At 70.2% G+C, this 25,549-nt stretch carries 28 protein-coding genes; 15 read left to right on the top strand and 13 right to left on the bottom strand.

Annotated features, from left to right (window positions below):
* Nucleotides 1-118 precede the first annotated feature (118 nt).
* The gene (locus DVW87_RS14340) at nucleotides 119-448 is read right to left on the bottom strand and encodes a DUF2934 domain-containing protein (protein WP_220149829.1); all 330 of its coding nucleotides are present in this window, start codon (nucleotides 446-448) and stop codon (nucleotides 119-121) included.
* Nucleotides 449-529: 81 nt separating this feature from the next.
* Entirely contained in the window at nucleotides 530-1,603 is a 1,074-nt protein-coding gene (locus tag DVW87_RS14345) for a DUF3667 domain-containing protein (RefSeq protein WP_114688496.1), read from the bottom strand.
* A 72-nt stretch (nucleotides 1,604-1,675) separates the two neighbouring features.
* Here DVW87_RS14345 and DVW87_RS14350 point away from each other — a divergent pair, with 72 nt between their 5' ends.
* The 11 genes from DVW87_RS14350 (at nucleotide 1,676) to DVW87_RS14400 (ending at nucleotide 10,753) form a co-directional block, all read left to right on the top strand.
* On the top strand, nucleotides 1,676-2,938 hold the full coding sequence (locus tag DVW87_RS14350; protein ID WP_114688497.1) for a glutamate-5-semialdehyde dehydrogenase: 1,263 nt from the start codon (nucleotides 1,676-1,678) through the stop codon (nucleotides 2,936-2,938).
* A 37-nt stretch (nucleotides 2,939-2,975) separates the two neighbouring features.
* Entirely contained in the window at nucleotides 2,976-3,605 is a 630-nt protein-coding gene (locus DVW87_RS14355) for a nicotinate-nucleotide adenylyltransferase (protein WP_114688498.1), read from the top strand.
* Between the two features lie 8 nt (nucleotides 3,606-3,613).
* A complete protein-coding gene (rsfS, locus tag DVW87_RS14360; protein WP_114688499.1) occupies nucleotides 3,614-4,018 on the top strand; it encodes a ribosome silencing factor in 405 nt (134 codons plus the stop codon).
* Nucleotides 4,019-4,040: 22 nt separating this feature from the next.
* Nucleotides 4,041-4,463 carry a 23S rRNA (pseudouridine(1915)-N(3))-methyltransferase RlmH gene (locus DVW87_RS14365; protein WP_114688500.1) on the top strand — a complete coding sequence of 141 codons (423 nt, stop codon included), beginning with the start codon at nucleotides 4,041-4,043 and terminating at the stop codon, nucleotides 4,461-4,463.
* 181 nt (nucleotides 4,464-4,644) lie between these two features.
* The gene (locus DVW87_RS14370; RefSeq protein ID WP_114688501.1) at nucleotides 4,645-5,802 is read left to right on the top strand and encodes a murein hydrolase activator EnvC family protein; all 1,158 of its coding nucleotides are present in this window, start codon (nucleotides 4,645-4,647) and stop codon (nucleotides 5,800-5,802) included.
* A gap of 86 nt (nucleotides 5,803-5,888) precedes the next feature.
* A complete protein-coding gene (locus DVW87_RS14375) occupies nucleotides 5,889-7,232 on the top strand; it encodes a S41 family peptidase (protein ID WP_114688502.1) in 1,344 nt (447 codons plus the stop codon).
* A 3-nt stretch (nucleotides 7,233-7,235) separates the two neighbouring features.
* On the top strand, nucleotides 7,236-7,724 hold the full coding sequence (locus DVW87_RS14380) for a disulfide bond formation protein B (protein ID WP_114688503.1): 489 nt from the start codon (nucleotides 7,236-7,238) through the stop codon (nucleotides 7,722-7,724).
* A complete protein-coding gene (locus DVW87_RS14385) occupies nucleotides 7,724-8,269 on the top strand; it encodes a demethoxyubiquinone hydroxylase family protein (protein WP_114688504.1) in 546 nt (181 codons plus the stop codon). The genes DVW87_RS14380 and DVW87_RS14385 overlap by 1 nt, the downstream gene beginning before the upstream one ends.
* 30 nt (nucleotides 8,270-8,299) lie before the next feature.
* Nucleotides 8,300-8,701, top strand: a complete 402-nt coding sequence (locus tag DVW87_RS14390) for a hypothetical protein (protein WP_114688505.1) — start codon at nucleotides 8,300-8,302, stop codon at nucleotides 8,699-8,701.
* A 100-nt stretch (nucleotides 8,702-8,801) separates the two neighbouring features.
* Entirely contained in the window at nucleotides 8,802-9,314 is a 513-nt protein-coding gene (locus DVW87_RS14395; RefSeq protein ID WP_114688506.1) for a DUF2306 domain-containing protein, read from the top strand.
* Complete coding sequence (locus DVW87_RS14400) at nucleotides 9,311-10,753, top strand: hypothetical protein (RefSeq protein ID WP_114688507.1); 1,443 nt, start codon at nucleotides 9,311-9,313, stop codon at nucleotides 10,751-10,753. The genes DVW87_RS14395 and DVW87_RS14400 overlap by 4 nt, the downstream gene beginning before the upstream one ends.
* On the opposite strand, the gene DVW87_RS14405 is transcribed toward DVW87_RS14400, so the two are convergent.
* The gene (locus tag DVW87_RS14405) at nucleotides 10,750-11,388 is read right to left on the bottom strand and encodes a DedA family protein (protein ID WP_114688508.1); all 639 of its coding nucleotides are present in this window, start codon (nucleotides 11,386-11,388) and stop codon (nucleotides 10,750-10,752) included. The two genes, DVW87_RS14400 and DVW87_RS14405, sit on opposite strands and share 4 nt — an antisense overlap.
* A gap of 177 nt (nucleotides 11,389-11,565) precedes the next feature.
* Between DVW87_RS14405 and DVW87_RS14410 the strand changes: the two genes are divergently transcribed.
* The gene (locus tag DVW87_RS14410; RefSeq protein ID WP_114688509.1) at nucleotides 11,566-12,567 is read left to right on the top strand and encodes an SDR family oxidoreductase; all 1,002 of its coding nucleotides are present in this window, start codon (nucleotides 11,566-11,568) and stop codon (nucleotides 12,565-12,567) included.
* A 43-nt stretch (nucleotides 12,568-12,610) separates the two neighbouring features.
* Here the strand turns inward: DVW87_RS14410 and DVW87_RS14415 are convergent, their stop codons facing one another.
* Entirely contained in the window at nucleotides 12,611-13,546 is a 936-nt protein-coding gene (locus DVW87_RS14415) for a bifunctional helix-turn-helix transcriptional regulator/GNAT family N-acetyltransferase (RefSeq protein ID WP_114688510.1), read from the bottom strand.
* A 56-nt stretch (nucleotides 13,547-13,602) separates the two neighbouring features.
* Nucleotides 13,603-15,006 (bottom strand): UdgX family uracil-DNA binding protein, encoded by a 1,404-nt coding sequence (locus DVW87_RS14420; RefSeq protein WP_114688511.1) that lies wholly within the window; start codon nucleotides 15,004-15,006, stop codon nucleotides 13,603-13,605.
* Between the two features lie 50 nt (nucleotides 15,007-15,056).
* On the opposite strand from DVW87_RS14420, the gene DVW87_RS14425 reads away from it, so the two are divergent.
* A complete protein-coding gene (locus tag DVW87_RS14425) occupies nucleotides 15,057-16,493 on the top strand; it encodes a glycosyltransferase family 39 protein (RefSeq protein ID WP_114688512.1) in 1,437 nt (478 codons plus the stop codon).
* On the opposite strand, the gene DVW87_RS14430 is transcribed toward DVW87_RS14425, so the two are convergent.
* The 6 genes from DVW87_RS14430 to DVW87_RS14455 form a co-directional block, all read right to left on the bottom strand.
* Complete coding sequence (locus tag DVW87_RS14430; protein ID WP_114688513.1) at nucleotides 16,438-17,688, bottom strand: putative DNA modification/repair radical SAM protein; 1,251 nt, start codon at nucleotides 17,686-17,688, stop codon at nucleotides 16,438-16,440. The two genes, DVW87_RS14425 and DVW87_RS14430, sit on opposite strands and share 56 nt — an antisense overlap.
* A 92-nt stretch (nucleotides 17,689-17,780) precedes the next feature.
* The gene (locus DVW87_RS14435) at nucleotides 17,781-18,917 is read right to left on the bottom strand and encodes an epoxide hydrolase family protein (RefSeq protein ID WP_114688514.1); all 1,137 of its coding nucleotides are present in this window, start codon (nucleotides 18,915-18,917) and stop codon (nucleotides 17,781-17,783) included.
* A 31-nt stretch (nucleotides 18,918-18,948) separates the two neighbouring features.
* A complete protein-coding gene (locus DVW87_RS14440; protein WP_114688515.1) occupies nucleotides 18,949-21,054 on the bottom strand; it encodes a RelA/SpoT family protein in 2,106 nt (701 codons plus the stop codon).
* 190 nt (nucleotides 21,055-21,244) lie between these two features.
* Nucleotides 21,245-21,658 carry an acyl-CoA thioesterase gene (locus DVW87_RS14445; protein WP_114688516.1) on the bottom strand — a complete coding sequence of 138 codons (414 nt, stop codon included), beginning with the start codon at nucleotides 21,656-21,658 and terminating at the stop codon, nucleotides 21,245-21,247.
* On the bottom strand, nucleotides 21,655-22,290 hold the full coding sequence (locus DVW87_RS14450) for an HAD family hydrolase (protein ID WP_181814850.1): 636 nt from the start codon (nucleotides 22,288-22,290) through the stop codon (nucleotides 21,655-21,657). The genes DVW87_RS14445 and DVW87_RS14450 overlap by 4 nt, the downstream gene beginning before the upstream one ends.
* Nucleotides 22,287-22,550, bottom strand: a complete 264-nt coding sequence (locus tag DVW87_RS14455; protein ID WP_114688517.1) for a DUF3572 domain-containing protein — start codon at nucleotides 22,548-22,550, stop codon at nucleotides 22,287-22,289. The genes DVW87_RS14450 and DVW87_RS14455 overlap by 4 nt, the downstream gene beginning before the upstream one ends.
* A gap of 44 nt (nucleotides 22,551-22,594) precedes the next feature.
* On the opposite strand from DVW87_RS14455, the gene DVW87_RS14460 reads away from it, so the two are divergent.
* Complete coding sequence (locus DVW87_RS14460; RefSeq protein WP_114688518.1) at nucleotides 22,595-22,963, top strand: response regulator; 369 nt, start codon at nucleotides 22,595-22,597, stop codon at nucleotides 22,961-22,963.
* A 3-nt stretch (nucleotides 22,964-22,966) separates the two neighbouring features.
* Here the strand turns inward: DVW87_RS14460 and DVW87_RS14465 are convergent, their stop codons facing one another.
* Nucleotides 22,967-23,878 carry a phytoene/squalene synthase family protein gene (locus DVW87_RS14465; protein ID WP_239017951.1) on the bottom strand — a complete coding sequence of 304 codons (912 nt, stop codon included), beginning with the start codon at nucleotides 23,876-23,878 and terminating at the stop codon, nucleotides 22,967-22,969.
* Nucleotides 23,879-24,045: 167 nt separating this feature from the next.
* Nucleotides 24,046-24,627 (bottom strand): LOG family protein, encoded by a 582-nt coding sequence (locus DVW87_RS14470; RefSeq protein ID WP_114688519.1) that lies wholly within the window; start codon nucleotides 24,625-24,627, stop codon nucleotides 24,046-24,048.
* 130 nt (nucleotides 24,628-24,757) lie between these two features.
* Here DVW87_RS14470 and DVW87_RS14475 point away from each other — a divergent pair, with 130 nt between their 5' ends.
* Nucleotides 24,758-25,543: a hypothetical protein gene (locus tag DVW87_RS14475; RefSeq protein WP_239017929.1), complete on the top strand. Its 786-nt coding sequence runs from the start codon at nucleotides 24,758-24,760 to the stop codon at nucleotides 25,541-25,543.
* Nucleotides 25,544-25,549 lie beyond the last annotated feature (6 nt).

Here is a 25,549-nt window from a genome sequence, read left to right on the forward strand (position 1 = left end):
GGGAGGACGAACTCCCGCCGGCCGCTCGCGCACGGGCGGCCATCCGGATGGAGCTGCCACCGCACCGGTGGCGCACCGGGTCGGGAGTTCGCGCCGGTTCTTCCCGAGGCCTGCCCGATCAGGCCGGCGTCTTGCCCTTGCCGCGTGATGTCCGGGCCGCCGGCTTTGCCGCGGCCGCCTTGGTGGCCGGGGTCTTTGCCGCGGCGGGAGCTTTGGTGGACGCCTTTGTCGCCCGCTTGGCCGGCGTCGCGGGGGCTGCCGCAGAGGCCTCCGCCGCGGTGCCGGCGTCTTCCAGCACCGGGGACTGCGCGCCTCCCTCGGTCGATCCGTGCTCGCCGTCGATCTCGCTGGCCGCGCGCGCCCAGTGATTCTCGTGCTGCCCTTCCGGGGAGCCTTCCGCTTCCCAGATGCCATAAGCGCGCGCGCGGATGCGTGCTTCCCGATCCATGCTCAAAGTCTCCGCTGTTTCACCCCGGCGCCTATCGTCCGGCATCGCAGATGCAAAGACCTGGCCGCCATACTGGTTCCATCAGCCGAGCAGGCCCAGCGCCAGCAGCAGGCACACGAACAGGATCAGCGCCACCCAGGCGAACACCGTCAGCGCCACCGTGCGCCAGAGAGCCGACCGCTTGCGCAGCGAATAGGCGCCGCGCAGCTGCGCGAACATGAACACGGGCGGCACGAAGATCACGCTCGCGCCGAAGATCCACCCCGGCGCGCCCGCCGAACGGGCCACGGTGAGCGCCGTCACCAGCAACAGCATGAAGGCCAGGTTGTAGGTGACGAAGATCGCATGGTCGTACAGGCCGAAGCGCCGCCGCCACAGGAACAGCATGGCCACGAACGGCACGGAGATCGGGATCAGCGCCCAGCTGTATTTGTAGGCCGAGCTTTGCAGCTTGTAGAGCGCGAGGTTGGGGTTCTCGTTGGCCTTGTGCAGCCCCTTGTCGAGCCGCTTCCAGCCGGTCTTGATGTCGGAGAAGACGAAGTCGTCCTCGCCCCCCTTCATCGTCTCCACGCTGCGCTTCGCCGTCTCCAGCGCGGCCAGCGCCTCCTGTTCCGACTTCAGCTCGGCGCTCGGCGTGCTCAGTCCGCGCTGCCGGTCCCTGGCCTGCGCGTCGGCCACCCGCTTGCGGGCGCGGGTGAGGTTCGCGTCCACCGTGTGGCGCGCGATCTCCTGCCGGTTGCCGCCCATCGGCAGCTCGGGCTCGCCGGCAAAGGTGTGCAGCGTGGCAAACATCAGGAAGGCGAAGAACAGGAACAGCGCCATCGGCGACACGAAGCGCGCCCGCTCGCCCGCAATGTAGCGGCGGGTCAGCGCGCCCGGCCGGAACACCAGCATCGGCAGCGTGTGCCAGATCTTGCCTTCGAAATGGAACACGCCGTGCAGGATGTCGTGGCCGATCGAGCCGATCGTCCGGTGCAGATGCCCGTTCTGCCCGCAGGCATGGCAGAAGCTGCCGACCAGCGCGGTGCCGCAGTTCAGGCACAGCCCGTGCCCCGCCTGCGCACCGTGCGACACCTCGCCCGCATGCGGCTCGAACTGCCGCGCCACCAGCGCCCCCATGGCGAGATCCCCCGCCGCTGCCATTTCCCCCGACATGGCCCGATGCTACACAAAAGCGCGCGCGGGGGAAGCCTTTGGCGGAGGTACAACCGCGTGCTAGGCAAGGGCATGACCGAGCCGCTCGCCGCCGTCGACCTGATCGCCGATCTGGGCGCCCGCGCCCGGCGCGCTGCGGGCGTGCTTGCCGCCACGGACGCCGAGGCCAAGGCAGGGGCGCTGATCGCCGCCGCGCAGGCGCTGCGCGGGGCCGAGGCGGAGATCCTGGCGGCCAATGCCGAGGACCTGGCCGCCGCGCGCGCGGGCGGCCTGTCCGCGGCGATGCTCGACAGGTTGACGCTCACTGCGGAACGGATCGCCGGCATGGCCGATGGCGTGGCGGCGGTGGCCCGCCTCGCCGATCCGGCGGGGCAGGTGATCGACACGACGGTGCGGCCCAACGGCCTTGCCCTGTCGCGGGTGCGCGTGCCGATCGGGGTGATCGGGATCATCTACGAAAGCCGGCCCAACGTGACGGCCGATGCCGCCGCCTTGTGCGTGCGGGCGGGCAATGCGGCGATCCTGCGCGGCGGATCGGAAGCGATGTGCAGCAACCGCGCGATCCATGCCGCCTTTGCGCAGGGGCTCGGCCAGGCCGGCCTGCCCGCCGACGCCGTGCAGCTGGTGCCGACCACCGATCGCGCGGCGGTGGGCGCGATGCTCGCGGCCGACGGCCTGATCGACATGATCGTGCCGCGCGGCGGCAAGGGGCTGGTGGCGCGCGTCCAGGCGGAGGCGCGGGTGCCGGTGCTCGCGCATCTCGACGGGATCAACCATGTTTATGTCCATGCATCCGCCGATCCGGCGATGGCGGAGGCGATCGTCGTCAACGCCAAGATGCGCCGCACCGGCATCTGCGGGGCAATGGAGACGCTGCTGATCGATCGCGGCTATCCGCAGGCGGAGGCGCTGATCCGCGCGCTGCTCGCCAGCGGATGCGAGGTGCGCGGCGATGCGGCGGTGCGCCTGCTGGAGCCGGCGGTGGGGGCGGCGAGCGAGGCGGATTGGGACACCGAATATCTCGAGGCGATCGCCTCGGTCGCGCTGGTCGACGGCGTGGAGGAGGCGCTGGCGCATATCGCACGCCACGGCTCGCACCATACCGACGCGATCGTTGCCGAGGACAAGGAAGCTGCGGAGCGCTTCCTGGCGGCGGTCGATTCGGCGATCGTGCTGTGGAATGCCTCCACCCAGTTCGCCGATGGCGGCGAGTTCGGGCTGGGCGCCGAGATCGGCATCGCCACCGGCCGCCTCCACGCCCGCGGCCCGGTGGCGCTGGAGGGGCTGACCACGTACAAGTGGATCGGGCGCGGCACGGGGCAGGTGCGCCCCTGATGGCGGCGGAACAGATGCGCAAGCGGTCCGGAGGGCGATGACGCGCCGCATCGGCCTGCTCGGCGGCTCCTTCAACCCGGCCCATGCGGGGCACCGGCGCATCAGCCTGGCGGCGTTGCAGGCGCTGGGGCTGGACGAGGTCTGGTGGCTGGTGTCGCCGGGAAACCCGCTGAAGGAGGGCGCGGGCGACATGGCGCCGCTTGCCGCGCGGCTCGCCTCTGCACGCGCGATGGCGCGGCATGCGCCGATCCGGCCCACCGCGATCGAGGTGGCGCTGCGCACGCGCTACACCGCCGACACGCTCGCCAGGCTCACCCGGCGCTATCCGCGCTTCCGGTTCGTGTGGCTGATGGGGGCGGACAATCTGGCGCAGTTCGACCGGTGGCGGAACTGGCGCGGGATCGCGCGCACGGTTCCGATTGCGGTTGTCGCGCGGCCAGGCTATGATGCGGAGGCCCAGGCGGCCCCCGCCATGGGCTGGTTGCGGCGCTACAGGCGGCCCGTGGACCAGGCGAAGAACTGGACGAAGTGGAGTTTGCCGGCCCTCGTGCTGTTGCGCTTCCGACCCGATCCGACTTCCGCGACCCGGCTGCGTGCGGCCGATCCGGCCTGGCGTCTCCGGTTCGACACGGCCGGCGCCGTGCCGCCACCCCCTCCATCAGCATAGGAACTTCCTTGGCCTCTTCCTTTCCCGCGCCTCGCCCTTCCAGTCCGGAGGAGGTCGACGCGCTGCATCGCCTGATCCTCCAGTCGCTGGAGGACGACCAGGCGGTTGAGACGATCTCGATCCCGCTCGCCGGCAAGTCGAGCATCGCCGATCACATGGTGATCGCCAGCGGCCGCTCCACGCGGCAGGTCGCGTCCATGGCGGTGAAGCTCGCCGAGAAGATCAAGGCCGAGGTCGGCCGCACGCCGCGCATCGAAGGCCTGCCCACCGCCGACTGGGTGCTGATCGATGCGGGCGACGTGATCGTCCACCTGTTCCGCCCGGAAGTGCGCACCTTCTACAATCTGGAGCGGATGTGGGCGTTCGGGGACGCTCCCCCCGCGCCCGCCGCCGCGTCGCAGCCGGGCGCCTGATCCGGTCACGGTTGGCGCGCCGGTGCTGCTGCATATCGTCGCGCGCGGCCGCATCGGGCGCGGGCCGGAGGCCGAGCTGGTGGACCGCTACCTGAAGCGGATCAACTGGCCCACCCGGCACAGCGAGCTGCCCGACACCGGCGGCAAGATGCCGGACGCGGCGCCGCAGACGAAGGTCGTCCTGCTGGACGAGCTGGGCGAGCCGCTCGGGTCCAAGGCGTTCGCCGAGCGGCTGGGACGGTGGCGCGACGACGGGGTGCGCGAGACGCGCTTTCTGCTGGGCGCGGCCGACGGGTTCGACGATGCGGAGCGCGCCCGCGCGGACCTCCTGCTCTCGTTCGGCCGGGCGACCTGGCCGCACCTGCTGGCCCGCGCGATGCTGGCCGAGCAACTGTTCCGCGCGACTTCGATCCTTGCGGGTCACCCGTACCATCGGGAGGGATGAGGGTGGTGTGCCATCAGCGCCTCTCCGCGGCAAACGGCGGACCTGCTGGCACTGGTGTTCCGGCGGAGGCGGGACTCCAGAGCCGCGGGCGATCCGGCTTGTGGCGCTGGGCCCCCGCCTTCGCGCGGGTACGCTGCGGCTCGGCCATGCCGTTCTTCCCTTCGCCGGTGGGAGCCGTGTCATGCGCCTCGGCCTGATTTCCGCAGGTGCGCTTGCCGCTGCCGCGCTGGCCGCCGCGCTGCCGGCGCAGGACCAGCGTTCGGCGCTGGCCGATGCGCGCGCCCGGTCGCGGGCGGCGGCGCGTCGGTCGGCGGCGCTGGAGGCCGAGGCCGCGCAGGAGAAGGACGCGGCGCGCGCCGCCCGAACACGCCAGGCCGCGCTTGCCGCGCGCATCGTGCAGGCGGAGGCGGACATTCGCGCGGGCGAGGCGCGGCTGGCGCTGGTGGGGCGCATGCTGGGCACCCAGCGGGAGCGGCTGGAGGGCGCGCAGGGGCCGATCGTTCGGCTGGTCGCGGCGTTGCAGTCGCTGGCGGGGCGCCCGGCGCTGGCCGCGGTGGTGCAGCCGGGATCGGTGGACGACCTCGTTCATGTCCGCGCCGTGCTGTCCACCGCGCTGCCGGTCATGCGCGCGCGCACCGCGGCGCTGCGCCAGGAGCTTGCCCGCGCACATGTGCTGGAAGGGCAGGCGCGGCTCGCCACCCGCGCGCTGGCCGAAAGCCGCGGCCGGCTCGATGGCGAGCGGCTGGCGCAGGTGCAGGCGGAGGCCGGGCATCGCCTGCGCGCGGCCGCCCTGGGGCGCACGGCCCTGTTCGAATCGGACCGGGCGATCGCGCTGGGCGAGCGGGCGCGCGATCTCGTCGACGCGGCGGAGGAAGCGGAGGATGCCGCCGCCACCGGCGCCGAACTCGCGTCCCTGCCCGGGCCGCTGCCCCGTCCGGGAGAAACTGCCGCCGCGGTCCGCTGGCCGCGCAATGCCGCGCCCTATCGCCTGCCGGTCGCAGGCGAATTGCGCACGGGTCTGGGCGAGGTTTCGGAAGCGGGCGTGCGCGCCCGGGGGCTGACGCTGGCGGTGACACCGGGCGCGCGCGTGTCGGCGCCGGCGGCCGGGCGCGTCGCCTATGCCGCCTCCTATCGCAGCTATGGGCGGGTGGTGATCCTAGACCATGGCGATGGCTGGAGCACGCTGATCACCGGCCTGGCCGAGACGACGGTGCGCGCGGGGCGGCAGGTGGCGCAGGGTGCGCCGCTCGGTCGCGCCGGATGGGGCGAGGCGCCGCGCATCACGGTGGAGCTGCGCCGTCGCGGCCGCCCGGTGGACATCGCGGCGCTGGTGGGGTGATGCTCAGCCGCCGTTCACCTCGACATTGCTTTGATCCACCCCAACTTACCGGCTAGAGTGAGCGCTTGCCCGTTTCAGGAACCTTCATGCCTCGTTCCCCCTCTCGTTCGCTGCTTCAGGCCACCGCCATTGCAGCCGCGCTTGCGCTTGTTCCCGCCGCCACCGGCGCGATGGCGGCCGTCGACACCGGCACCTATCGCGAGGTCGACCAGTTCATGGACGTCTTCAACCGCGTCAAGGCGACCTATGTCGACAAGGTGGACGACAAGACGCTGCTGAAGGGCGCGATCGACGGCATGCTCGCCGCGCTCGATCCGCACAGCGCGTTCGAGACCGGGCTGGATTACGAAAACCTGCGCATCCAGACGCAGGGCAATTATGGCGGCCTGGGCCTGACCGTCACCATGGAAGACGGCGCGGTGAAGGTGATCTCGCCGCAGGAGGACACGCCGGGCTATCGGGCGGGCATCAAGTCCGGCGACTATATCACCCATATCGACGGCCAGCTGATCTACGGCATGAGCCTGGACGAGGCGATCAGCAAGATGCGGGGGCAACCCGGCAGCAAGGTGGCGCTCACCCTTGTGCGCCCCGGCCGCGACAAGCCGCTCGACGTCGCGCTGGTGCGCGAGAAGATCGTGCAGCGGCCGGTGAAGTGGGAGGTGAAGGAGGGCGTCGGCATCCTCAACATCAACACCTTCTCCGAGACGACCGGCGCGGATGTGCGCGCGGCGATGGTGGCGATCAACAAGTCGCTGGGCCATGACCCGGTCGGCTACCTCATCGACCTGCGCGACAATGGCGGCGGCCTGCGCGACGAGGCGCTGAAGGTGGCGGACGTGTTCCTCGACCGCGGCGAGCTCCTGTCGGAGCGCGGGCGCGAGAAGAGCGACATCGAGCGCTTCTATGCCGAAGCCTATGTGAAGGGCGACCTGGCGCACGGGCTGCCGGTGATCGTGCTGACGAACGCGGGCACCGCTTCGGCCAGCGAGATCGTGGCGGGCGCGCTGCAGGACCAGCACCGCGCGCTGGTGATGGGCGAGCGGTCGTTCGGCAAGGGATCGGTGCAGACGGTGCTCGATCTGGGCAACAACACCGCGCTGCGGCTCACCACCTCGCGCTACTACACGCCGTCGGGCCGATCGGTGCAGGAAGGCGGCATCCAGCCGGACGTGCGCGTGCCGCAGATCAGCGACGCCGATTACAAGAGCCGGCCGGTGTTCCGCGAGTCCGACCTGCGCCGCCACCTCATCAACGAGGTGAAGGCCGACGACAAGGTGCTGGAAGAGGACACCAAGGAGGATCCGCGCTTCGCCGCCACGCCCGAGCAGCTGAAGGCCAAGGGAATCGAGGACTTCCAGCTCGATTACGCGCTGAAGACGCTGGGTCGCCTGGCCACCGCGGCACCGACCACGCTGGCGCGCCGCTGACCCATGCCGCCGCGCCTTCTTGCCGCGCGCTTCCTGGCGCTTCTGGTGCCCGCCGCGCTGATGGCGGGCGCGCTCGGCTCGCAATATCTGGGCGGCCTGTACCCGTGCGAGATGTGCCACTGGCAGCGCTGGCCGCATTACGCCGCGATCGTGCTGGCGGGGCTGGCGTTCGTTGTGCGCGGCACCGGGCCGGTGCGTGCGCTGGTCCTGCTGGCGGGGCTGGCGATCTTGGCCTCGGGCGCGATCGGCGCGTTCCATGCCGGCGTGGAATACCACTGGTGGCAGGGCATCACCGCCTGCACCACCACGGCGGCGGCCGGCGGCGGCTCGGCGGACGCAATCCTCGCGCGGATCATGGAAGCGCCCATCGTGCGCTGCGATGCGCCGCAATGGACCCTGTTCGGCATTTCGCTGGCCGGCTTCAACGCCTTGTTCTCGCTGGCCGGTGCGCTGGCGATCTTCACCCTCCTGTTCGCAAAGGCACCCCGCTGATGGCCACAACAGGCAAGTGGCGGCCGGGCGACCGGCTGGAGCCGATCCCGGCGATGATCCGCGTCGACCAGGCCGGCGAATACGGCGCTACGCGCATCTATGCCGGGCAGCTGGCGGTGATGGGCGATCGCCACCCGCTGGCGCGCGAGATCGCCGGCATGGCGAACCAGGAAGAGCGCCACCGCGAATTCTTCGACGCGATGATGGCGCGCCGCGGCGTGCGGCCGACCCTGCTCCAGCCGTTCTGGAACGTCGCCGGCTTTGCGCTGGGCGCGGTAACGGCGGCGCTGGGGCCGCGCGCGGCGATGGCCTGCACCGTTGCCGTGGAGACGGAGATCGACAAGCATTACGAGGAGCAGCTCGGCGGCATCGGGACCAAGGACCCGGAACTGGCCGAGGCGGTGCTCGATTTCCAGGCGGAAGAGGTGGAGCATCGCGAGGCGGCGCGCGCCGCCGGCGGCGAGCTCGTTCCCGCTTATCCGATCCTGTCCGGCCTGATCCGGCTGGGCTGCAAGGTGGCGATCGCCACCGCCAAGCGAATTTGAGCCGCGGATGGGCGCGGCGGGAGTGAAGCGATGAAGGTGATCCTTGCGGCGGCGGTGGCGCTCGCCGGAACCCTGGCCGGCACCGCGCCGGCATCGGCACAGGCGCTGCCCAAGCTGGTGATCTACGGCGCGCAGAAATGCCCCACCGACGCCAACGGCAACGAGATCGTGGTGTGCGAGCGGCGCAGCCCGGAAGAACAGTTCCGCATTCCCAAGGAACTGCGCGAGCTGGAGATCACGCCCCAGAACGAAAGCTGGGCACGCCGCGCGCTCAGCGACGACACGCCGGGCGTGAACGGCACTGGCAGCTGCTCGGCGGTCGGTCCGGGCGGCTCCACCGGCTGCTTCCTGCGCGAGGCGCAGCGGAACCGTCGCACCAACGCCGCCCGCAAGGCGCAGCAGCAGAACATGGAAGACTCGCTCAACAGGTAGGTCGCAGCTTCCGTGTTCCGCCCCGGCCTGCGCCCGGCGGGACGGATGCTTTGCTTGCCCTCGAACATCGCCTAGAGCCCGCGCGATTGGGGGTGACGCGATGGCGACGGTGATCGGACGAGCGGGCAAGCAAGCGAGACCGATCATCCCGGACGCCTATGAGCGGGTGCTGGCCCTTGCCGCAATCACGTTGCTGGCGGTGGTGCTCGTCGCCTTGGTCCGCGGTGCCGGCCACTGGGCGCGGGTGCCGGCGATCGTCTGGGCGCATCTCCTCACCGTTCTCGTCGCGCTGGTGCTGACGCCGCCCATGCTGCTGCGGCCGCGCGGCGATCGCTGGCATCGCCGGTTGGGGCGCGTGTGGGTGATCGCCATGCTCGCCACCGCCGCGCTGTCGCTCGGCGTGCGCATGAGCCATCCGGGGCATCTCAGCTTCATCCACCTGCTCTCCCTGTACGTGCTGGTCGCCGCACCGCTGATCTGGTGGACCGCGCGCACGCACCGCGTGGCGGCGCATCGCGGGCAGGTGCGCGGCATGGTGACGGGCGCGCTGGTGCTTGCCGGCTTCTTCACGCTGCCGTTCGGGCGGCTGCTGGGCGGTTGGCTGTTCGGATGACGGCCGCTCCTCTGGCGCGCGGCCCGCACGGGCTGGCCGCGGTTCTGTTCGCCCTGGTGTGGATCTCGTGCAGCTGGTTCGGCTCGTGGGAGTTCAACGCCAACAACGGCACGCGCCTGTACGGCGCGATCGCCCTGGCCGAGCACGGCCGCGCGACCATCGACGAGTTCCAGGACCTGACGATCGACAAGGCGCGCTTCGGCGACCATTGGTATATCGACAAGGCGCCCGGCATCACCCTGCTGGCGACGCCCGTGGTCTGGGCCGTGGACCGGGTGACCGGCGACAAGGCCGACGATTATACCTTTGGCGCGGGCGACTGGCCGTTCGGCCGCTACATGCGGCTGCGCATGCGGCTGACGGCTTGGGCGGTCTGCGCCACGCTCACCGCACTGGCCGCGGTGCTGGTGATGGACTGGGGCACCGGGCTGACCGGCAATCCGGCGGCGGGCACGGCGGCGGCGCTGGCCTATGCGCTGGGGTCGCCGATCTGGGGCTTTTCGGGGACGATCTTCGGCCATGCGCCGGCGGCTGCGCTGCTGGTGATCGCCGCCTGGGCAGTCTGGCGCGGTTCGGCGAGCCTGCGCGAATGGAGCCGCTGGCGCTACCCGCTGCTCGCCGGCGGCACGCTGGGCGCGGCGGTGACGATCGAGTTTCCCGCCGCGATCCCCGGCCTGGTGATCGCCGCCTGGGGGCTGTGGCGGCTGCGCGTGCTGCCCCGGGCGCTGGCGCTGCGGACGATGGCGCTGACGATCGCCGCGGGCCTGGTGCTCGTCGCACCGGTGCCGCTCTACAACCTGTTCGCGTTCGGCACGCCGTTCAAGCTCGGCTATTCGGGCGTGGTCGGCTTTGACGGCATGCAGCAGGGCCTGTTCGGGCTGACCTGGCCCAAGCCGGCGACCTTGTGGGCGATCACGCTGGGCTTTCGCCGCGGCCTGGTCTGGCTCGCCCCGGCGCTGGTGCTTGCGCCCTGGGGCCTGTGGCGGCTGTGGCGGGGCGGCCAGCGGGAGGTGGTGGTGCTCGCCATCGCGGCCGCGCTGGCGGTGCTGTGCGTCAACGCCAGCTATTTCTACTGGGACGGCGGCAATTCCACCGGGCCGCGCCACGCGCTGCCGGCGGTGGCGTTCCTGGCGCTGGGCGTGGCGGGGGCGTGGCGGCGGGAAGGGGCGGGGCGCTGGCTGGCGATAGGCCTGCTCGCGCTCGCGCTGCCGATCAACCTGCTGGTCGCCGCGGCCGACACGCTCGCGCCGCCGGAATATGCGTTCCCGCTGCTCGATCCGGTCTGGACGCAGTTCCGCGGGTGGAACATCCGCACGCTGCCGTCCGAATGTTGGGGCTGGTCGCCGGCGCGGGGCCTCGCGCTCTATCTCGCGCTGGCGATCCCGCTGCTCGGCCTCGTCTGCCAGCAGGCGCTGCGGGCGGAGCGCGCCGCCGACTAGGTGTTGGACGCGCGCCGCACGCCGCGCACCCGGTGCCAGATATAGAAGGCGACCAGCGCGACCAGCACCACGCCGATCAGCGCGTCGGCCGAGTGGAACGCGGCCTTCACCCGCGGATCGCTGTTCCACTTGTCGCCGAGCTTCATGCCCACCCAGGCCAGGCCGAAGCACCACGGCCAGGAGCCGAGAAAGGTGTACAGGTGGAACGGCACCAGCTTCATCCGCGCGACGCCGGCGGGAAAGGCGATAAACGAGCGGATCACCGGCAACAGGCGGCCGACGAACACCGCCGAGGAGCCCCAGCGCGCGAAGAAGCGGTCGGCCGCGTCGATCTCGCCCGGGCCGATCAGCACGTACTTGCCCCAGCGCAGCGCCAGCGGCCGCCCGCCGCGCTTGCCCACTTCGTAGGCGACGATCGAGCCGATGTTGCAGCCGATTGCGCCGGCGGTCGCCGCCAGGAACAGGTCGAACCGGCCGGTGGAGACGAGATAGCCGGCAAACGGCATGATGATCTCGGACGGCAGCGGAATGCACGCGCTCTCGATCGCCATCAGCACGGCGATGCCGACATAGCCGCCCGAAGAGATCACCCAGATGGTGAAGGCGGCGAGGGTCCCCAGAATCTTCTCGATCATGGGCCAGGGGCCTGCGCGAGAATGCCGCGGAAGGGAAGAGGCCTTGATGTTGCCGGATCGTTGCCGGGTGAGCGGACCTGAGCCCATCGTGCCGATTTCGCACGTGTCCGCCTGAACTTAGCGGCCGGTCGCCCGTTCGGGGGGCAAGCGGAACAGGCGATCAACCGGAGACACATCATGGCAGACGACGGAACCACGCGGCGTTCGGTGCTGGGCGGCGCGGCGGCAGGGCTGGCGGCGGCGGCGAGCCCGGCGGCGGCGGCAGCGGCGGCACAGGCGGGCGCGGCGGGCGGCGCCGCACCCTTGAAGGATCCGCGCACCAAATACACCAACCAGCCGTTTCCCGAGCAGCGCCAGCCATGGCCGGCGCTGGCCAGCAAGATGAACCCGCGGCCCGACCATGGCGAAACGAGCTACAAGGGCTCGGGGCGCCTGGCGGGCCGCAAGGCGCTGATCACCGGCGGCGACAGCGGCATGGGCCGTGCGGCGGCGATCGCCTTTGCGCGCGAGGGCGCGGACGTGGCGATCAACTACTATCCCACCGAAGAGCCTGACGCGCGCGAGGTGGTGGACCTCATCAAGCAGGCGGGCCAGCGCGCGGTCGCCATCCCGATGGACATTCGCGGCGAGGCGAACTGCAACAAGATCGCGCAGGCCGCGATCAAGGGGCTGGGCAGCGTGGACATCCTCGTCAACAATGCCGCCTATCAGCAGAGCAAGGAGGATATCTTCCAGATCTCCGACGAGCAGCTGGTGCGCACGTTCGAAACCAACATCCTGGCCATGTTCCGCCTGTCCAAGGCGATCATCCCGCAGATGAAGCCCGGCTCGGTGATCCTCAACACCGGCTCCGTGAACAGCTACGATCCGGGCGAGGAACTGCTCGATTACGCCTCCACCAAGGGCGCGATCCTGATCTTCACCAAGGGGCTGGCCAAGCAGATGGCCAAGCGCGGCATCCGCGTGAACATGGTCGCGCCGGGGCCGATCTGGACACCGCTGCAGGTCGCCGGCGGGCAGTTGCCGGGCAAGCTCGGCGAGTTCGGCAAGGACACGCCGCTCGGCCGCGCAGGGCAGCCGGCGGAGCTGGCCTCGCTGTACGTCACGCTGGCCTCCGACGAGGTCAGCTTCTCCACCGGCACCGCTGTCGGTGCGCATGGCGGCAAGGGCAACCCGTAAGCCTGTTCCGTGGGGCTGTCCGGCGTGGGCAGCCCCCCGCGCGTCACGGACGATACAGCATGGCGACGTTGCACCGTTCGTAGCGCCTGCCGAATTCCTCCATGATCGCGGCATCGTGGACGAAGCCGAGCTTCTCGTAGAGGTGGATGGCGGCGGCACTCTTCGCGTTGCTGAGCAGGTAAAGCCGATCGCAGCCGAGCGCCTGCGCGCGGGCGATCACCGCCTGAAGCAGGAACTCGCCGGCCTTGCGGCCGCGCGCCTTGTCCAGCACGCCCATCTTCGTCAGCTCATACTGGCGCTCACCCGTCTTCTGCAGCGCGCAGGCACCGACGATGCCGAGCGCCGGATCCTCCACGAACAGGATGTCGCCGCCCGGCTCGATGATCCGCGCGCGAGGGTTGCGGAGGACGTCGAGATCGGTTTGCTCCAGCCGGTACATGTCCTCGATCCATTCGGCGTTGATGCGGTGGAAGTCCTCGGCCAGCGCATCGGTGAAGCGCCGGATCGCCAGGCCGCCGTTCGGGCGCCCGTCCAGCGGGCGCTCGGCCAGGCTGCGCTCCATTCCCTCGATCATGGCCAGCAATGCGGGCGCATCGCAGACTTCGTCCACCGCCGCGCGCAATCGCGGCCACAGGACGGTTTCCGCGAGCTCCATGGCCTCCCGGCCCCTGGCGGTGAGGGTCAGCATCTTGCTGCGCTGGTCGCGCGCGTCGCGGCTGGTCTCCACCAGCTCCATCTCGACCAGGCGGGAAAGGATGCGGGTAACGGCGGGCTGGCTGATGCCCATTGCCTGCACCGCATCTCCGACCGTCATCGATCCCTCGCGGTACAGCGCGGTGAGCAGCGGCATCTGGCTCGGCTGCGTTGGCAGGCCGCAGTCGCCGGCGATCCGTTCCGCACCCGCCTGCAACCGCTCGGCCAGCCGCTTCAGGCGGCTTCCCAGCATCACCGAACCTTCTTCCGCCAGCACGTCCCGCATCTGCTCACTCCCGTTGCATACCGCGTTATATAACGCGGTATATACATCGGCAAGCTTCAGTCCATCGCCGCCGCGGCGGCGCGCAGGTCCTCCACGAAGCGGGCATATTCCTCGCGCTTCGCCGCTTCGTCGGGCAGGCGGAGAAGGAAGCTCGGGTGGACGGTGATCCAGCCCATGCCGCCGTCCCCCGGCAGCTCGAATGCGCGGCCGCGCTCGCGCGAGATGGTGACGGTGCGGCCGAGCAGCGCGCGTGCGGCGGTGGCGCCCAGCGCCACCGTCATCTTCGGCCGGATCAGCATCTGCTCCTGCTCGATCCACCAGCGGCACGCCTCGATCTCGCCCGCGCCCGGCTTCGAGTGGATGCGGCGCTTCCCCCGCTGCTCGAACTTGAAGTGCTTGACCGCATTGGTGACGTAGACGGTGCTGCGGTCGACGCCCGCCTCGCCCAGCGCGCGGTCGAACACCTGCCCGGCGGGGCCGACGAACGGCTTGCCGGCGAGGTCCTCCTGGTCGCCCGGCTGCTCGCCGACGAACATCAGCCGCGCGTCGACCGGGCCCTCGCCGAACACCGTCTGCGTCGCGTCCTTGTAGAGCGGACAGCGCGTGCAGCCCGCCGCCTCATCGCGCAGCGCGGCCCAGGCGGTCTCGATATTGCCGCCGATCCCGCTGCCGAGATTGGTCCGTGCCTGCTCGATCATGCCGCTCTCCCGCGCTTGTGCCCCCGCGATCAGCGCCGGCACCAGCGCGGTTTCGGGCATGTTCTTCCAGTATTTGCGCGGCATCTCCTTCACCATCGCGCCGACCTTCAGCCGGGCGGGGTTGAAGATGCTGGCATAATAGGTCTTCCACACCTCCTCGACCGGATCGCCCTCCGGCGCCTCCGCGCGGGTCGCGCCCGGCCCTTCCTCCAACCGCTCGCCGGTCCAGTGGATCGTCACCTCGGGCGTCAGGATGGACCAGCGCATCCCGGCGAAGCGGTTGACGAAAAAGGTGGCGTTGGCGCGCACGATATGGTGCTCGGGCTCGAACCAGGCGACATAGCGTTCCGCGCCGTCCGGATCGACCAGCTGGCGAAAGCGGACAAACGCGCGCATCTTGTGGATGTCCCGCCGCACCGCCTTGGCCAGCCCCTCCAGCCGGCGGACGAGCGGATCGGCGCCGTCTTCCATCAGCCTGGGCGCCGTGCGCAGGCGGGAAAGCGCGGTGTAGAGCAGCGCCCAGCGTTCCGGCGCGGAATGCAGCGCCACGTTGCGCGCGGTGTCCAGGAACAGGCGCGAGACGGAAAAGGCGGTTGCTCCGGCCTCCGGCACCGGCGTCGGCGCGCCGCCGAACAGGTCGGTGGCGGCCTCGCCGACCTGCCACACCACGTCGTCGGGCGGCACGGAGGCGGCGGCAAGCGCGCGCGCGGCATCGCGCCAGCCGTCGAAATCGTCCGCGCTCGCCAGCGTCACCACGCGCATCAGGGCTGCCTTAAGTCGATGGTCATGTCTCCCGGATAGCGAAACGGCCGATGGCCGCCGAACGCTCCCTCCGCATCGCCCTGATCGTGCTGCTGGAGGCGCTGGCCGGGTACGGCGTGCTCAGCATGCCCGGCCTTGCCGCGGCCTGGGGGCCGAGCATCGGCGGGCTGGTGGTGCTTGCCCTGTGGGCAGGCGTCGCCGGCTGGGTGCTGGCGGGATCGATCCACACGGCGCCGCGCTGGCAATGGGGCGTGTTCTGGCTGGTGGCGCTCGGCTTCCGCGTCGCCGCCGCCTTGCTCACCGACGGCCGCGTCTCGCCCGGCGATCCGCACTGGTATCTCGTGCTCGCCGAGAACCTGCTGCACGGGCGGGGACTGACCCTGTTCGAGCCGTTTATGGGCGTGGAAGCGCATGCCCTGTTCCCGCCGGCCTATGCGCTGCTGCTGGCGGGATGGGGCGGGCTGGTCGGCTTCACCACCGGCACGCTGCTCCTGCTGTCCACGCTGACCGACCTCGCGGCGGCGGCGGTGATCGTGCAGCTCGGCCGATCTTTGGCGACGCCGCGTGCCGGGATCGCCGCGGCCTCGCTGTACCTGATCTGGCCCTCCGTCGTATTCGATGCGCCGCTGGCGCAGAAGGAGAGCTTCGCCACCCTGCTGGCGCTGCTGCTCGCCTGGGGGTGGGTGCGCGCGGACCGGGAGCGCGCCTTCTGGCGGAGCTGGCTGGCGATCGGCGTGCCCGCCGGCCTCCTGGCGCTGACCCAGCCGGGCCAGGCGCCGCTGGCGGGCCTGTTCGCCATCGCCCTGCTGCCGCGCCTGGGCCTCAGGCGGATGCTGGCGGTGGGGGTGCCCGCGGCGGGGGTGGCGGCGGCGGTGATGGTGCCGTGGTGGGTGCGCAACTGGCGGGTGTTCGGCCAGTTCGTGCCGCTGACCAGCGCCGGCGGCTATTCGCTGTGGATCGGCAACAACCCCGATGCAACCGGCAGCTGGGAGCCGCCGCCCGCGGCCCTGCGCGGCCTGCCGGAGATCGCCTTCGGCAAGGCGGCCGCCGCCATCGCCAAGCAGTGGATCGTCACCCACCCGCTCGATTTCGTGCACCTCACGATCGCCAAGTTCCTGCGCGCCTGCGCGGTGTCCGACTTTCTGGTCGACCGGCTCGCCGCAATGCGCCCGCCCATCGCGCGAAGCGTGGGCGCGCTGCTGTTTCCGCTCAGTTATGGCGCGCACCTGCTGCTGCTCGGCGGGGGCGCCGCGGCGCTGGGGCTCAGGCGCACCGCGGGCCTGCCGACCACGCTGCTGCTGCTTGCCGCCTGCATCGCGCAGCTTGCGCTGTTCGGCGTCTGGTTCGAGTTCAGCGAGCGGCATCGCGCGTTCCTCACGCCGTTCCTGCTGCTCGCCGTGGCACAAGCCGTGGCCGGCCTGCGCGCGGGCGTCAGCCGAATAATTCCATCTGCTGCGCCTTTGGCCGCGGCGCGACCAGCGGCTTGAGCTCGGCGCGGTCGGTCAGTGCGACCGGCCGCCAGTCCTCGGCGATCACGAACGGCCGCACCTTGGCGATCGACACGGTGAGCCGCGCGACATCGTCCAGCCGAAGCCGCCGCCAGCGCCGCGCGGCGACGATCCTGTCCACCGCCTTCACGCCCAGGCCCGGCACCCGCAGCAGCCGCTCGCGCGGTGCACGGTTCACGTCCACCGGGAAATGCTCGCGAAACCGCAGCGCCCAGGCGAGCTTCGGATCGATGTCCAGCGGCAGCATGCCCGTGGCCGGATCGGCGGCGGCGACCACCTCGGCCGGCTGATAATCGTAGAACCGCATCAGCCAGTCGGACTGGTACAGCCGATGCTCGCGCATCAGCGGCGGGCGTTGCAGCGGCAGCACCGCGCTGGCATCCGGGATCGGGCTGAAGGCGGAATAATAGACGCGGCGCAGGCCGAACCGGTCGTAGAGCGTGGAGGCCTTGCGCACGATGTCGCCATCGGTGGCCGCATCCGCGCCGACGATCATCTGCGTGGACTGCCCCGCCGGCGCGAAGCGGGGCGCGGATTTGAAGCGCTTCGTGGCGTCGCCCGTCTCGACGATCGCCGACTTCATGTCGCCCATAGCGCCCTCGATCCGCGCTTCGGACTTCTCCGGCGCCAGCCGCTTCAGCCCGCCCGAGGTGGGCAGCTCGACATTGATCGACACGCGATCGGCGTACAGCCCGGCCTTGTGCACCAGTTCGGGATCGGCATCCGGGATGGTCTTGAGGTGGATGTAGCCGCGGAAATCATGATCCTCGCGCAAGGAGCGCGCCACCTCGACCAGCTGCTCCATCGTGTAGTTGGAGGAGCCGATGATACCGGAGGAAAGGAACAGCCCCTCGATATAGTTGCGCTTGTAGAAAGACAGGGTCAGCCGCACGACCTCGTCCGCCGTGAACCGCGCGCGGCGCACGTTGGAGCTCTTGCGGTTGATGCAGTAATGGCAGTCGAAGATGCAGCTGTTCGTCAGCAGGATCTTCAGCAGCGAGATGCAGCGGCCATCGGGCGCATAAGCGTGGCAGATGCCCATGCCTTCGGTGGAGCCGATGCCCTTGCCGTCGCGCGAGTTGCGCTTGGCCGTCCCCGAGGACGCGCAGGACGCATCGTATTTCGCGGCGTCCGCAAGGATCGCCAGCTTTTCGCGGGTGTCGAGCTGCGCCATGGGTTCGATATATGTTCCCGGGAACCTCGCGGCAAGTCAGGCACTTGGCCTGTTTCCTCGCCAGGTGCGCACGCGCGGGCGCCGCCCGGCGGTTAGTCCCGGCCCGCGAAGAACGCGCGCATGTCGGCCAGCAGGTCGTCCGGGCGCTCCAGCGCGGCGAAATGGCCGCCGGCCTCCATGTCGGTCCAGTGGACGATGTTGTAGGTCTTCTCGGCCTGCGAGCGGGGCGGCGGCGGGAAGACGGGATCGGGAAAGGCGGCGACGCCGGTGGGCACCTGGAGGCGGGTGCCGGCGGCGAACCCGCCCGAGCCTTCCAGCGCCCGGCCGCGATACATCCATGTCGAGGTGGGAAAGGATTGCGGCGCGAGGTACAGGTGGATGTTGGCGAGCAGCACCTCCTCGTCGAACGCCGCCCACAAGTCCGGCGTGCCGTTCTCGTCGCGCGGCACGTCCGCCCAGGCACCGAACTTCTCCAGGATCCAGGCGGCGACGCCCACCGGGCTGTCGTGCATGGCGACCGACAGCGTCTGTGGGCGGGTGCCCTGCTGCTGCGCATAGGCGGCCTCCTCCTTCGCCAGCGCGGCGCGGCGAGTGGCCCAGGCGAGCTCCGCCGCGGTTTTCGGCACCGCGTCCTCGGCCTGCACGATCAGCATGTTGAGGTGCAGCGCCGCCACCGCATCGGGATGGCCGTGCGCCATCCAGGCGCCGATCGCCGCGCCCCAGTCGCCGCCCTGCACGAGGTAGCGCCCGGCGCCGAACAGGTCGGTCATCAGCCGGTGGAACAGCTCGGCCGTGCGGCGCGGGCCGATCGGTTCGGCCGGCCGGCCGGAAAAGGCATAGCCGGGCAGCGAGGGCACCACCACGTCGTGCCCGTCCGCCACCAGCGGGGCGATCAGCCGCTCGAACTCCAGGAACGATCCGGGCCAGCCATGCAGCAGGAGGAGCGGCAGGCGCGATCCGTCGCCGCGCACGTGGACAAAGTGCAGGTGCTGGCCGAGCACGTGCGCCGTGAACTGCGGCAGGGTGTTGAGCCGCGCCTCCACCGCGCGCCAGTCGAACCGGTCGCGCCAATAGGCGACCAGCCGCCGGAGATCGGCGAGCCCCACGCCCGAGCGCCAGCCGCCGGCATCGGGCAGGCCGTCCCAGTCGAAGGCGGCGACACGCTCGCGAAGGGCATCCAGCCGCTCCTGCGGCACGGCGATGGTGAAGGGCGCGGGTGCTTGCGTCATTCGTGCTTCTCCGCCCCCGCCTGCCGCTTGCCTAGACCCGCACCACGTTGCTGACCGCGTCCGCCGCGCGCAAGGCGCCGATCAGGCGGGTGAGGTGGGTCAGGTCGTGCACCTCCAGGTCGAAGGTGTTGGTGTGGAAACCGGTATCGCGATTGTCGAGCCGCATGTTGACGATGTTGCCGTTCTGCTGCCCGATGATGGTGGCGACGATGCCCAGCGAGCCGGGCTCGTTCTTCACCTCCACCTGCAACCGCGCAACGGCGCCCTCCGCCTTGTCGCCCCAGGCGAGATCGACCCAGTCCGCATCGCCGGCATCGGCGAGCACCGGGCAATCGATCACATGCACCTCGATCCCGGCATCGGGCCGGCGCAGCCCGACGATGCGGTCGCCCGGGACCGGATGGCAGCAGGCGGCAAGGTCGAAGGCGATGCCCGGGGTCAGCCCCTTGATCGAGATGGCATGCGATTGCGGCGGCACCTCGCGCGCGGAATCGGTGCCGGCCGACCCCGGCATCAGCGCCTCCATCACCTCCGCATCGGTCAGGCGGCGGCGGGCGATCGCTTCCAGCAGGCTCGCTTCGTCGGGCAGCTTCAGGCGGCGCAGCGCCATGTCCAGCGCATCGACGGCGATCTGCGCCGGGAGGCGCGCGACGATGTCGTCATAGAGCTTGCGGCCGAGCTTCAGCCCTTCCTCGCGCTCCTGCGCGCGCAGGAAGCGGCGGATCGCGGCGCGCGCCTTGCCGGTATAGGCGAAGTTCAGCCAGTTGGGCTGCGGCGTCTGCGCCTTGGAACGCAGGATCTGCACCTGATCGCCGTTTTCCAGCATGGTCTTCAACGGCACCACCCGGCCGTTCACCTTGGCGCCCACCGTCTGGTCGCCCAGATCGGTGTGCACGGCATAGGCGAAGTCGATCGGCGTCGCGCCCTTGGGCAGCTGGTGCAGCTCGCCCTTGGGGGTGAAGGCGAAGATGCGATCCTGGTACATCGCCATTTTGGTATGTTCGAGCAGCTCTTCCGGGCTCTCGGCGGTGTCCAGGATTTCCACCAGGTCGCGGATCCAGCTGACCTGCGTGTCCGGCCGCACGCGCTTGTTGGCCAGCGGATCCTGCTTGTAGGCCCAGTGCGCGGCGAGGCCCAGCTCGGCCTCCTCGTGCATCTCGGCGGTGCGGATCTGGATCTCCACGCGGGTATTGTCGGCGTGGATGATCGAGGTGTGCAGCGAACGATAGCCGTTGCGCTTGGGCGTGGAGATGTAGTCCTTGAACCGCCCCGGCACCATCGGCCAGCGGCGATGGATGATGCCCAGCGCGGCGTAGCAATCCTCCACCGTGGGCACGATCGCCCGGAACGCCATAATGTCGGAAAGCTGCTCGAAGCTGATATGGCGCTCCTGCATCTTCTTCCAGATGCTGTACGGGTGCTTCTCCCGACCGGAGATTTCCGCGTCGATGCCGGCGCGGGCGAGCAGCAGCTTCAGGCCGGAGCCGATCTTGGCGATGCGGTCGCCGCCGCCTTCCTTGAGCTGTTCCAGCCGCTTGGTGATCGACTGATACGCTTCCGGCTCGAGCTGCTGGAAGGCGAGCGTCTGCATCTCCTTCATGAACTCGTACATGCCGATCCGCTCGGCGAGCGGGGCGTAGATGTCCATCGTCTCCTTGGCGATGCGGCGGCGCTTCTCCGGCTTGGCGATGAAGTGCAGCGTGCGCATGTTGTGGAGGCGATCGGCGAGCTTCACCAGCAGCACGCGGATATCGTCGGACATGGCAAGCAGGAACTTGCGCAGGTTCTCCGCCGCGCGCTCGTTCTCGCTCTGCGCCTCGATCTTGGAAAGCTTGGTCACGCCGTCCACCAGCCGGGCGACGTTGGGGCCGAACATTCGCTCGATCTCTTCGGAGGTCGCGACCGTGTCCTCGACGGTATCGTGCAGGATCGCGGTGGCGATCGTCTCGTCGTCGAGATGCAGGTCGGTCAGGATGCCGGCCACCTCGATCGGGTGGCTGAAATACGGATCTCCGGACGCCCGCTTCTGCGTGCCGTGCGCGTTGACGGAGAACACATAGGCGCGGTTCAGCAGCGCCTCGTCGGCCTCCGCATCATAGGCCAGCACCCGATCGACCAGTTCATATTGCCGCAGCACGAGCCGAGTGTGGGGTGGGCACCCGGTGCTTGGCAACACCTTGATGCGCGGAAGACATGTTTTTCCGGCGTTTTCACCCGCCAACTCCCGTCATCCCCGCGAACGCGGGGACCCAGACGCCGTGGCCGTTGTGAGTCTCGGCACGGCCAGCGGTTCTGGATTCCCGCCTGCGCGGGAATGACGGCGTCGGTCAGAGCCGTTCCAGGAACGCGCGCATCGCCTCCGGCAGGGGCGCGGGGCGGTGCGTGGCGAGATCGACATGGACGGAGACCATGTCGATCGTCGCATGCAGCTCGCCGGTGACGGCGTGGCGCAGCTCGAAGCGCTTGGTGAGGCTGGTGGTGCCGATCTTCGCCAGGCGCACGAACGCCTCCACCTCGTCGCCCCAGACGAACGGCTTGAGGTAATCGAGCTCGGCGCGGCGGACGTGGAACTCGGCGCCGGCCCAGGCGGCACCCAGCGCCTCGGCGATGCCGGACCACGCCCAGAACTCGCTCACCGCGACATCGGCATATTCGAGATAGCGCGAGTTGAAGACCACGCGCTGGCCGTCGATCTCGGCATAGCGGACCTTGAAGCGGGTGGAAAAGCCGGGCGCGCTCATGCCGCCGGTTCTGCCGCGTTCCGGCCCTCCGCAAAGCGCTCGGCGATCCACACCGCCGCCTCGCGCCAGTCGTCGATGCGCGCATGCGCGTCCGGCGACTTCTCGACATGCGGCGCCAGTTCGGGCTCCGAGATCATCTGCAACCGGAACACCTCCGGCGCATGTTCGGCAACCGAGGCATGCTGATAGGCGAGGTCGTCCACGAACACGGTCACGGGATTGCCATGCTCCTCGCGGATGCGCGCCACCGGCCGGCCCTTGCCGCCCTGGTTGGTTTCCACCCGGTGCTCGATGCCGAAAGCGGCGAGCTGCTCCATGCGGGGGCCGCGGCATTGATCGACCAGGTTGGTGAGCACGACGATGTCGGCCTGCTCGGCGAGGCTCGCCAGCGCCTCGGCGGCATGCGGCACCAGGGTCTGGCGATGCATCTGTTCGGGAAAGAAGCCCTGGATGAAGCCCCACGTCTCCTCCGGCGTCGGCGACGCGCCGGTGGCGCGATGCGACAGCGCCTTGCCGAAATCATGCGTGTCGAGGCGGAAGTGCACGTCATGCGCTTCGTCCAGCCAGGTGCGGAAATGACGCACCATGTGGAGCAGCACCTCGTCGCAATCGGTGATGAGCAACGGCTTCACAGCATGTCTCCCGCGGCGGCGAGCGTTTCCGGCTTCACGCCGAGATCGGCGGCGCAGGCGAGCAGATCGGGCTCATGGTTGCACAGGAAACCGATCACCGCGCCGAGCACGGCAGGCTCGCCGGCCCGGGCGCGCAGATCGTCGGGGAACAGCCCGGTGGTGTCCAGCAGCCGCTGTGCGCGGTCCGGCTCGCCCAAGGTCCACACCAGCGCGCGCAGGGCCAGCGCCGTGGCGTCTTCGTTTGTTTCCTGCGGCCGCATTGCCTATCACCGGTTCTTGTAAAATCTGGAAGGATCGCCGCCGCGTGGCAAAACGGGTGCTCGTTGTCGAGGACAATGAACTGAACCTCAAATTGTTCAGCGACCTGCTGCGCGCGCATGCCCATCTGACTGAGGGAGTGCGCGACGGGCGCGAGGCGCTGGAGGCGGCGCGGGCGTTCCGTCCGGACCTGATCGTGATGGACATCCAGTTGCCGCATGTCAGCGGGTTCGAGCTGATCCAGCAGATCCGCGCCGACGAGGATGCGGAGCTGGCGGCCGTGCCGATCATGGCGGTAACCGCTTATGCCGGGCGCGAGGACGAGGAGCGGATCCGGGCTGCGGGCGCCAACGCCTATGTGTCCAAGCCGATCTCGCTGATGCGCTTCGTGGCGGAGGTCGGGCGGCTGCTCTAGGCGCTAGCGCGGGCGTGTCCAGGGCACGTCGCGCGGGATGTTGCGCCAGCGCTCCCGGCCCGACGCATCGCGCGCGGCCGCCGCGATGAAGCGCAGCTTGTCGAGCCCGGAGGTGCTGACGCGAGCGTCCCAGGCGGCGGGACCGCGCGCGGCGACTTCGCGCGCGATCTGGCCGTAGATCCTGGCCGCCGCGATCACCGCCCAGGCCGAGCGGAAGGACAGGGCCGGCGTGCCGCCCATCGCGCTTTCCTCGAAGCGGGTCGCACGCTCCGCCAGGCGACGCCCGAGCACCGCCAGCTGGTCGCGACGCGCCGGGTTCAGGAGGTCGTCCGCCGGTATGCCCAGCTCGGCCAGCCAGTCGGCCGGCAGGTAGCAGCGGCCGCCGCGCGCATCCTCGGCGACGTCGCGGGCGATGTTGGCGAGCTGAAACGCCATGCCGAGGTCGCAGGCGCGGTCCAGCGTGTCCTCGTCCTCCGGTGGCACGCCCATCACCACCGCCATCATGCAGCCGACCACGCCGGCGACATGGTAGCAATAAAGGTACAGGTCCTCCTCGTTGCGCGGGCGCCAGTCCTCGGCATCCAGCGCAAAGCCGGCGACGAGATCGCGGGCGAAGCGGGGCGGCAGGCGGGTTTCGGCCGCGACGATGCGGAAGCCGTCAAAGGCCGGATCGCCGATCCACTGGCCCGCGAGCGCCGCCTGGGTGAAGGCGGTGATCTTCGCCAGGCGTTCCGGCGCGTCGGTGACGGCCTGGAGCTCGTGGCCATGGTCCTGTCCGTCGGCCAGGTCGTCGCAGGCGCGGCACCAGCCGTAGAGCAGCCAGGCGCGCTCGCGCGTGCGGCGATCGAACAGCAGGCTGGCGGCGGCGAAGCTCTTGGAGCCCTTGAAGATGGATTCGCGCGCGGTGGCGACGATCGCGTCGCGGGTGGGGAAACCCTTATCCTCCCCGCTCCGCGGGGAGGGGGACCGCTCGCCAGAGCGGTGGAGGGGGCTATCCGCAAGCGGGATCGCTTGAGGTGCTGCCCCTCCCCCACCAGCCTGCGGCTGGCGGTCCCCCTCCCCGTGCCGGGGAGGATTGGAGGTCACAGGTCCTTGGCCCCGATCTGGCCCACGGTGGTGGTCGGCTGGTGCGACTCCATCTGCGCCAGCAGCCCGTCCAGCGTCTCGTCCACGATCAGCAGATCCTGGTGCTGCGGGCGAAGGAAGCCGACATGGCCCATCGTCTTCACGAACGCGATCAGCCCGTCATAATAGCCGAGGTGATTGAGCAGGCCGACCGGCTTGGCATGGTAGCCGATCTGCGCCCAACTCATCGCTTCCCACAATTCGTCCATCGTGCCGGTGCCGCCAGCGAGCGTGACGAAGCCGTCCGACAGGTCGGTGAAGGCTTGTTTGCGCTGGTGCATCGTCTCCACGACGTGCAGCTCGGTGAGGCCGCGATGCGCGACTTCGGCGTTGACCAGCGCCTGCGGGATCACGCCGATCACCTCGCCGCCGGCCGCCAAGGCGCTGTCGGCCACCGCGCCCATGAGGCCGAGCCGGCCGCCGCCATAGACCACGCCGATGCCGCGCATCGCGAGCGTGCGGCCGACCTCCTGCGCCATGGCGATGTACGAGGGATCGGCGGGTGTGGCGGACCCGCAATAGACGGCAAGACGCTTCATGGGCGCAAGCGCTACGCCAAGCGCGTGATGCTCACAAGGGCAGCCGTGGGGGCGCTTTCGTCCAATTGCGGCGGCGCGAGGGAGAGTAGAAGATCCGCGTTCGCCAATCGGGGAGAGAGGGGGACGCACCATGGCTTCTATCGCACCCAGGCGCCTGCTCGTGCCGGGCACGGGCTTCTATGTCGTCAGCGCGGCGGCGATGGCGGCGGTGCTCGCCATCGGCTTCGGCCTGAACTTCGCGCTGGGCCGGTCGAGCTTCGGCGCGCCGGCATCGGTGCACCTGCATGCGCTGCTGTTTGTCGGCTGGACGGGGCTGTACGTGCTCCAGACCGGGCTGGCGGCGACCGGCTCGCTGGCGCTGCACCGGCGGCTCGGCTGGCTGGCAGTGGGGTGGTTGCCGGCGATGGTGCTGGCGGGCACCTATGTGACGGTGATGTCGGTGCGCCGGGAGGCGGTGCCGTTCTTCTCCACGCCCGGCTATTTTCTGATCATGAACCCGCTGGGCGTGCTCACCTTTGCCGGCCTGTCGGGCGCGGCCATGGTGCTGCGCCGCCGGACGCAGTGGCATCGCCGGCTGATGCTGTGCGGCATGGCCGTCCTGACCGGGCCGGGCTGGGGCCGTTTCGCGCCCGTGCCGCTGCTGATCCCGCATGCCGGGCTGGGCGTGATCGCGCTGGTTCTGCTGTTCCCGCTGGCGGGAATGCTGTGGGACCTGCGCTCGCGGGGCCGGGTGCATCCGGCCTGGTGGTGGGGCATCGGCACGATCCTGGCAATGCAGGTGCTGATCGAGATCGTCCCGGCGACCCCGCTGGGCGGCGCGATCTACCGGGCGGCGGCGGCAGGCTCGCCCGCCGCCGGCCACGACCGGCTGGCCTATCCGCCGTTTCCGCCGGGCTTCCCGATCCCGCACCCGTGAAAGGGA

Origin of the sequence: Sphingomonas aracearum (assembly GCF_003345355.1) — a bacterium.
Taxonomy (GTDB): Bacteria; Pseudomonadota; Alphaproteobacteria; order Sphingomonadales; family Sphingomonadaceae; genus Sphingomonas; species Sphingomonas aracearum.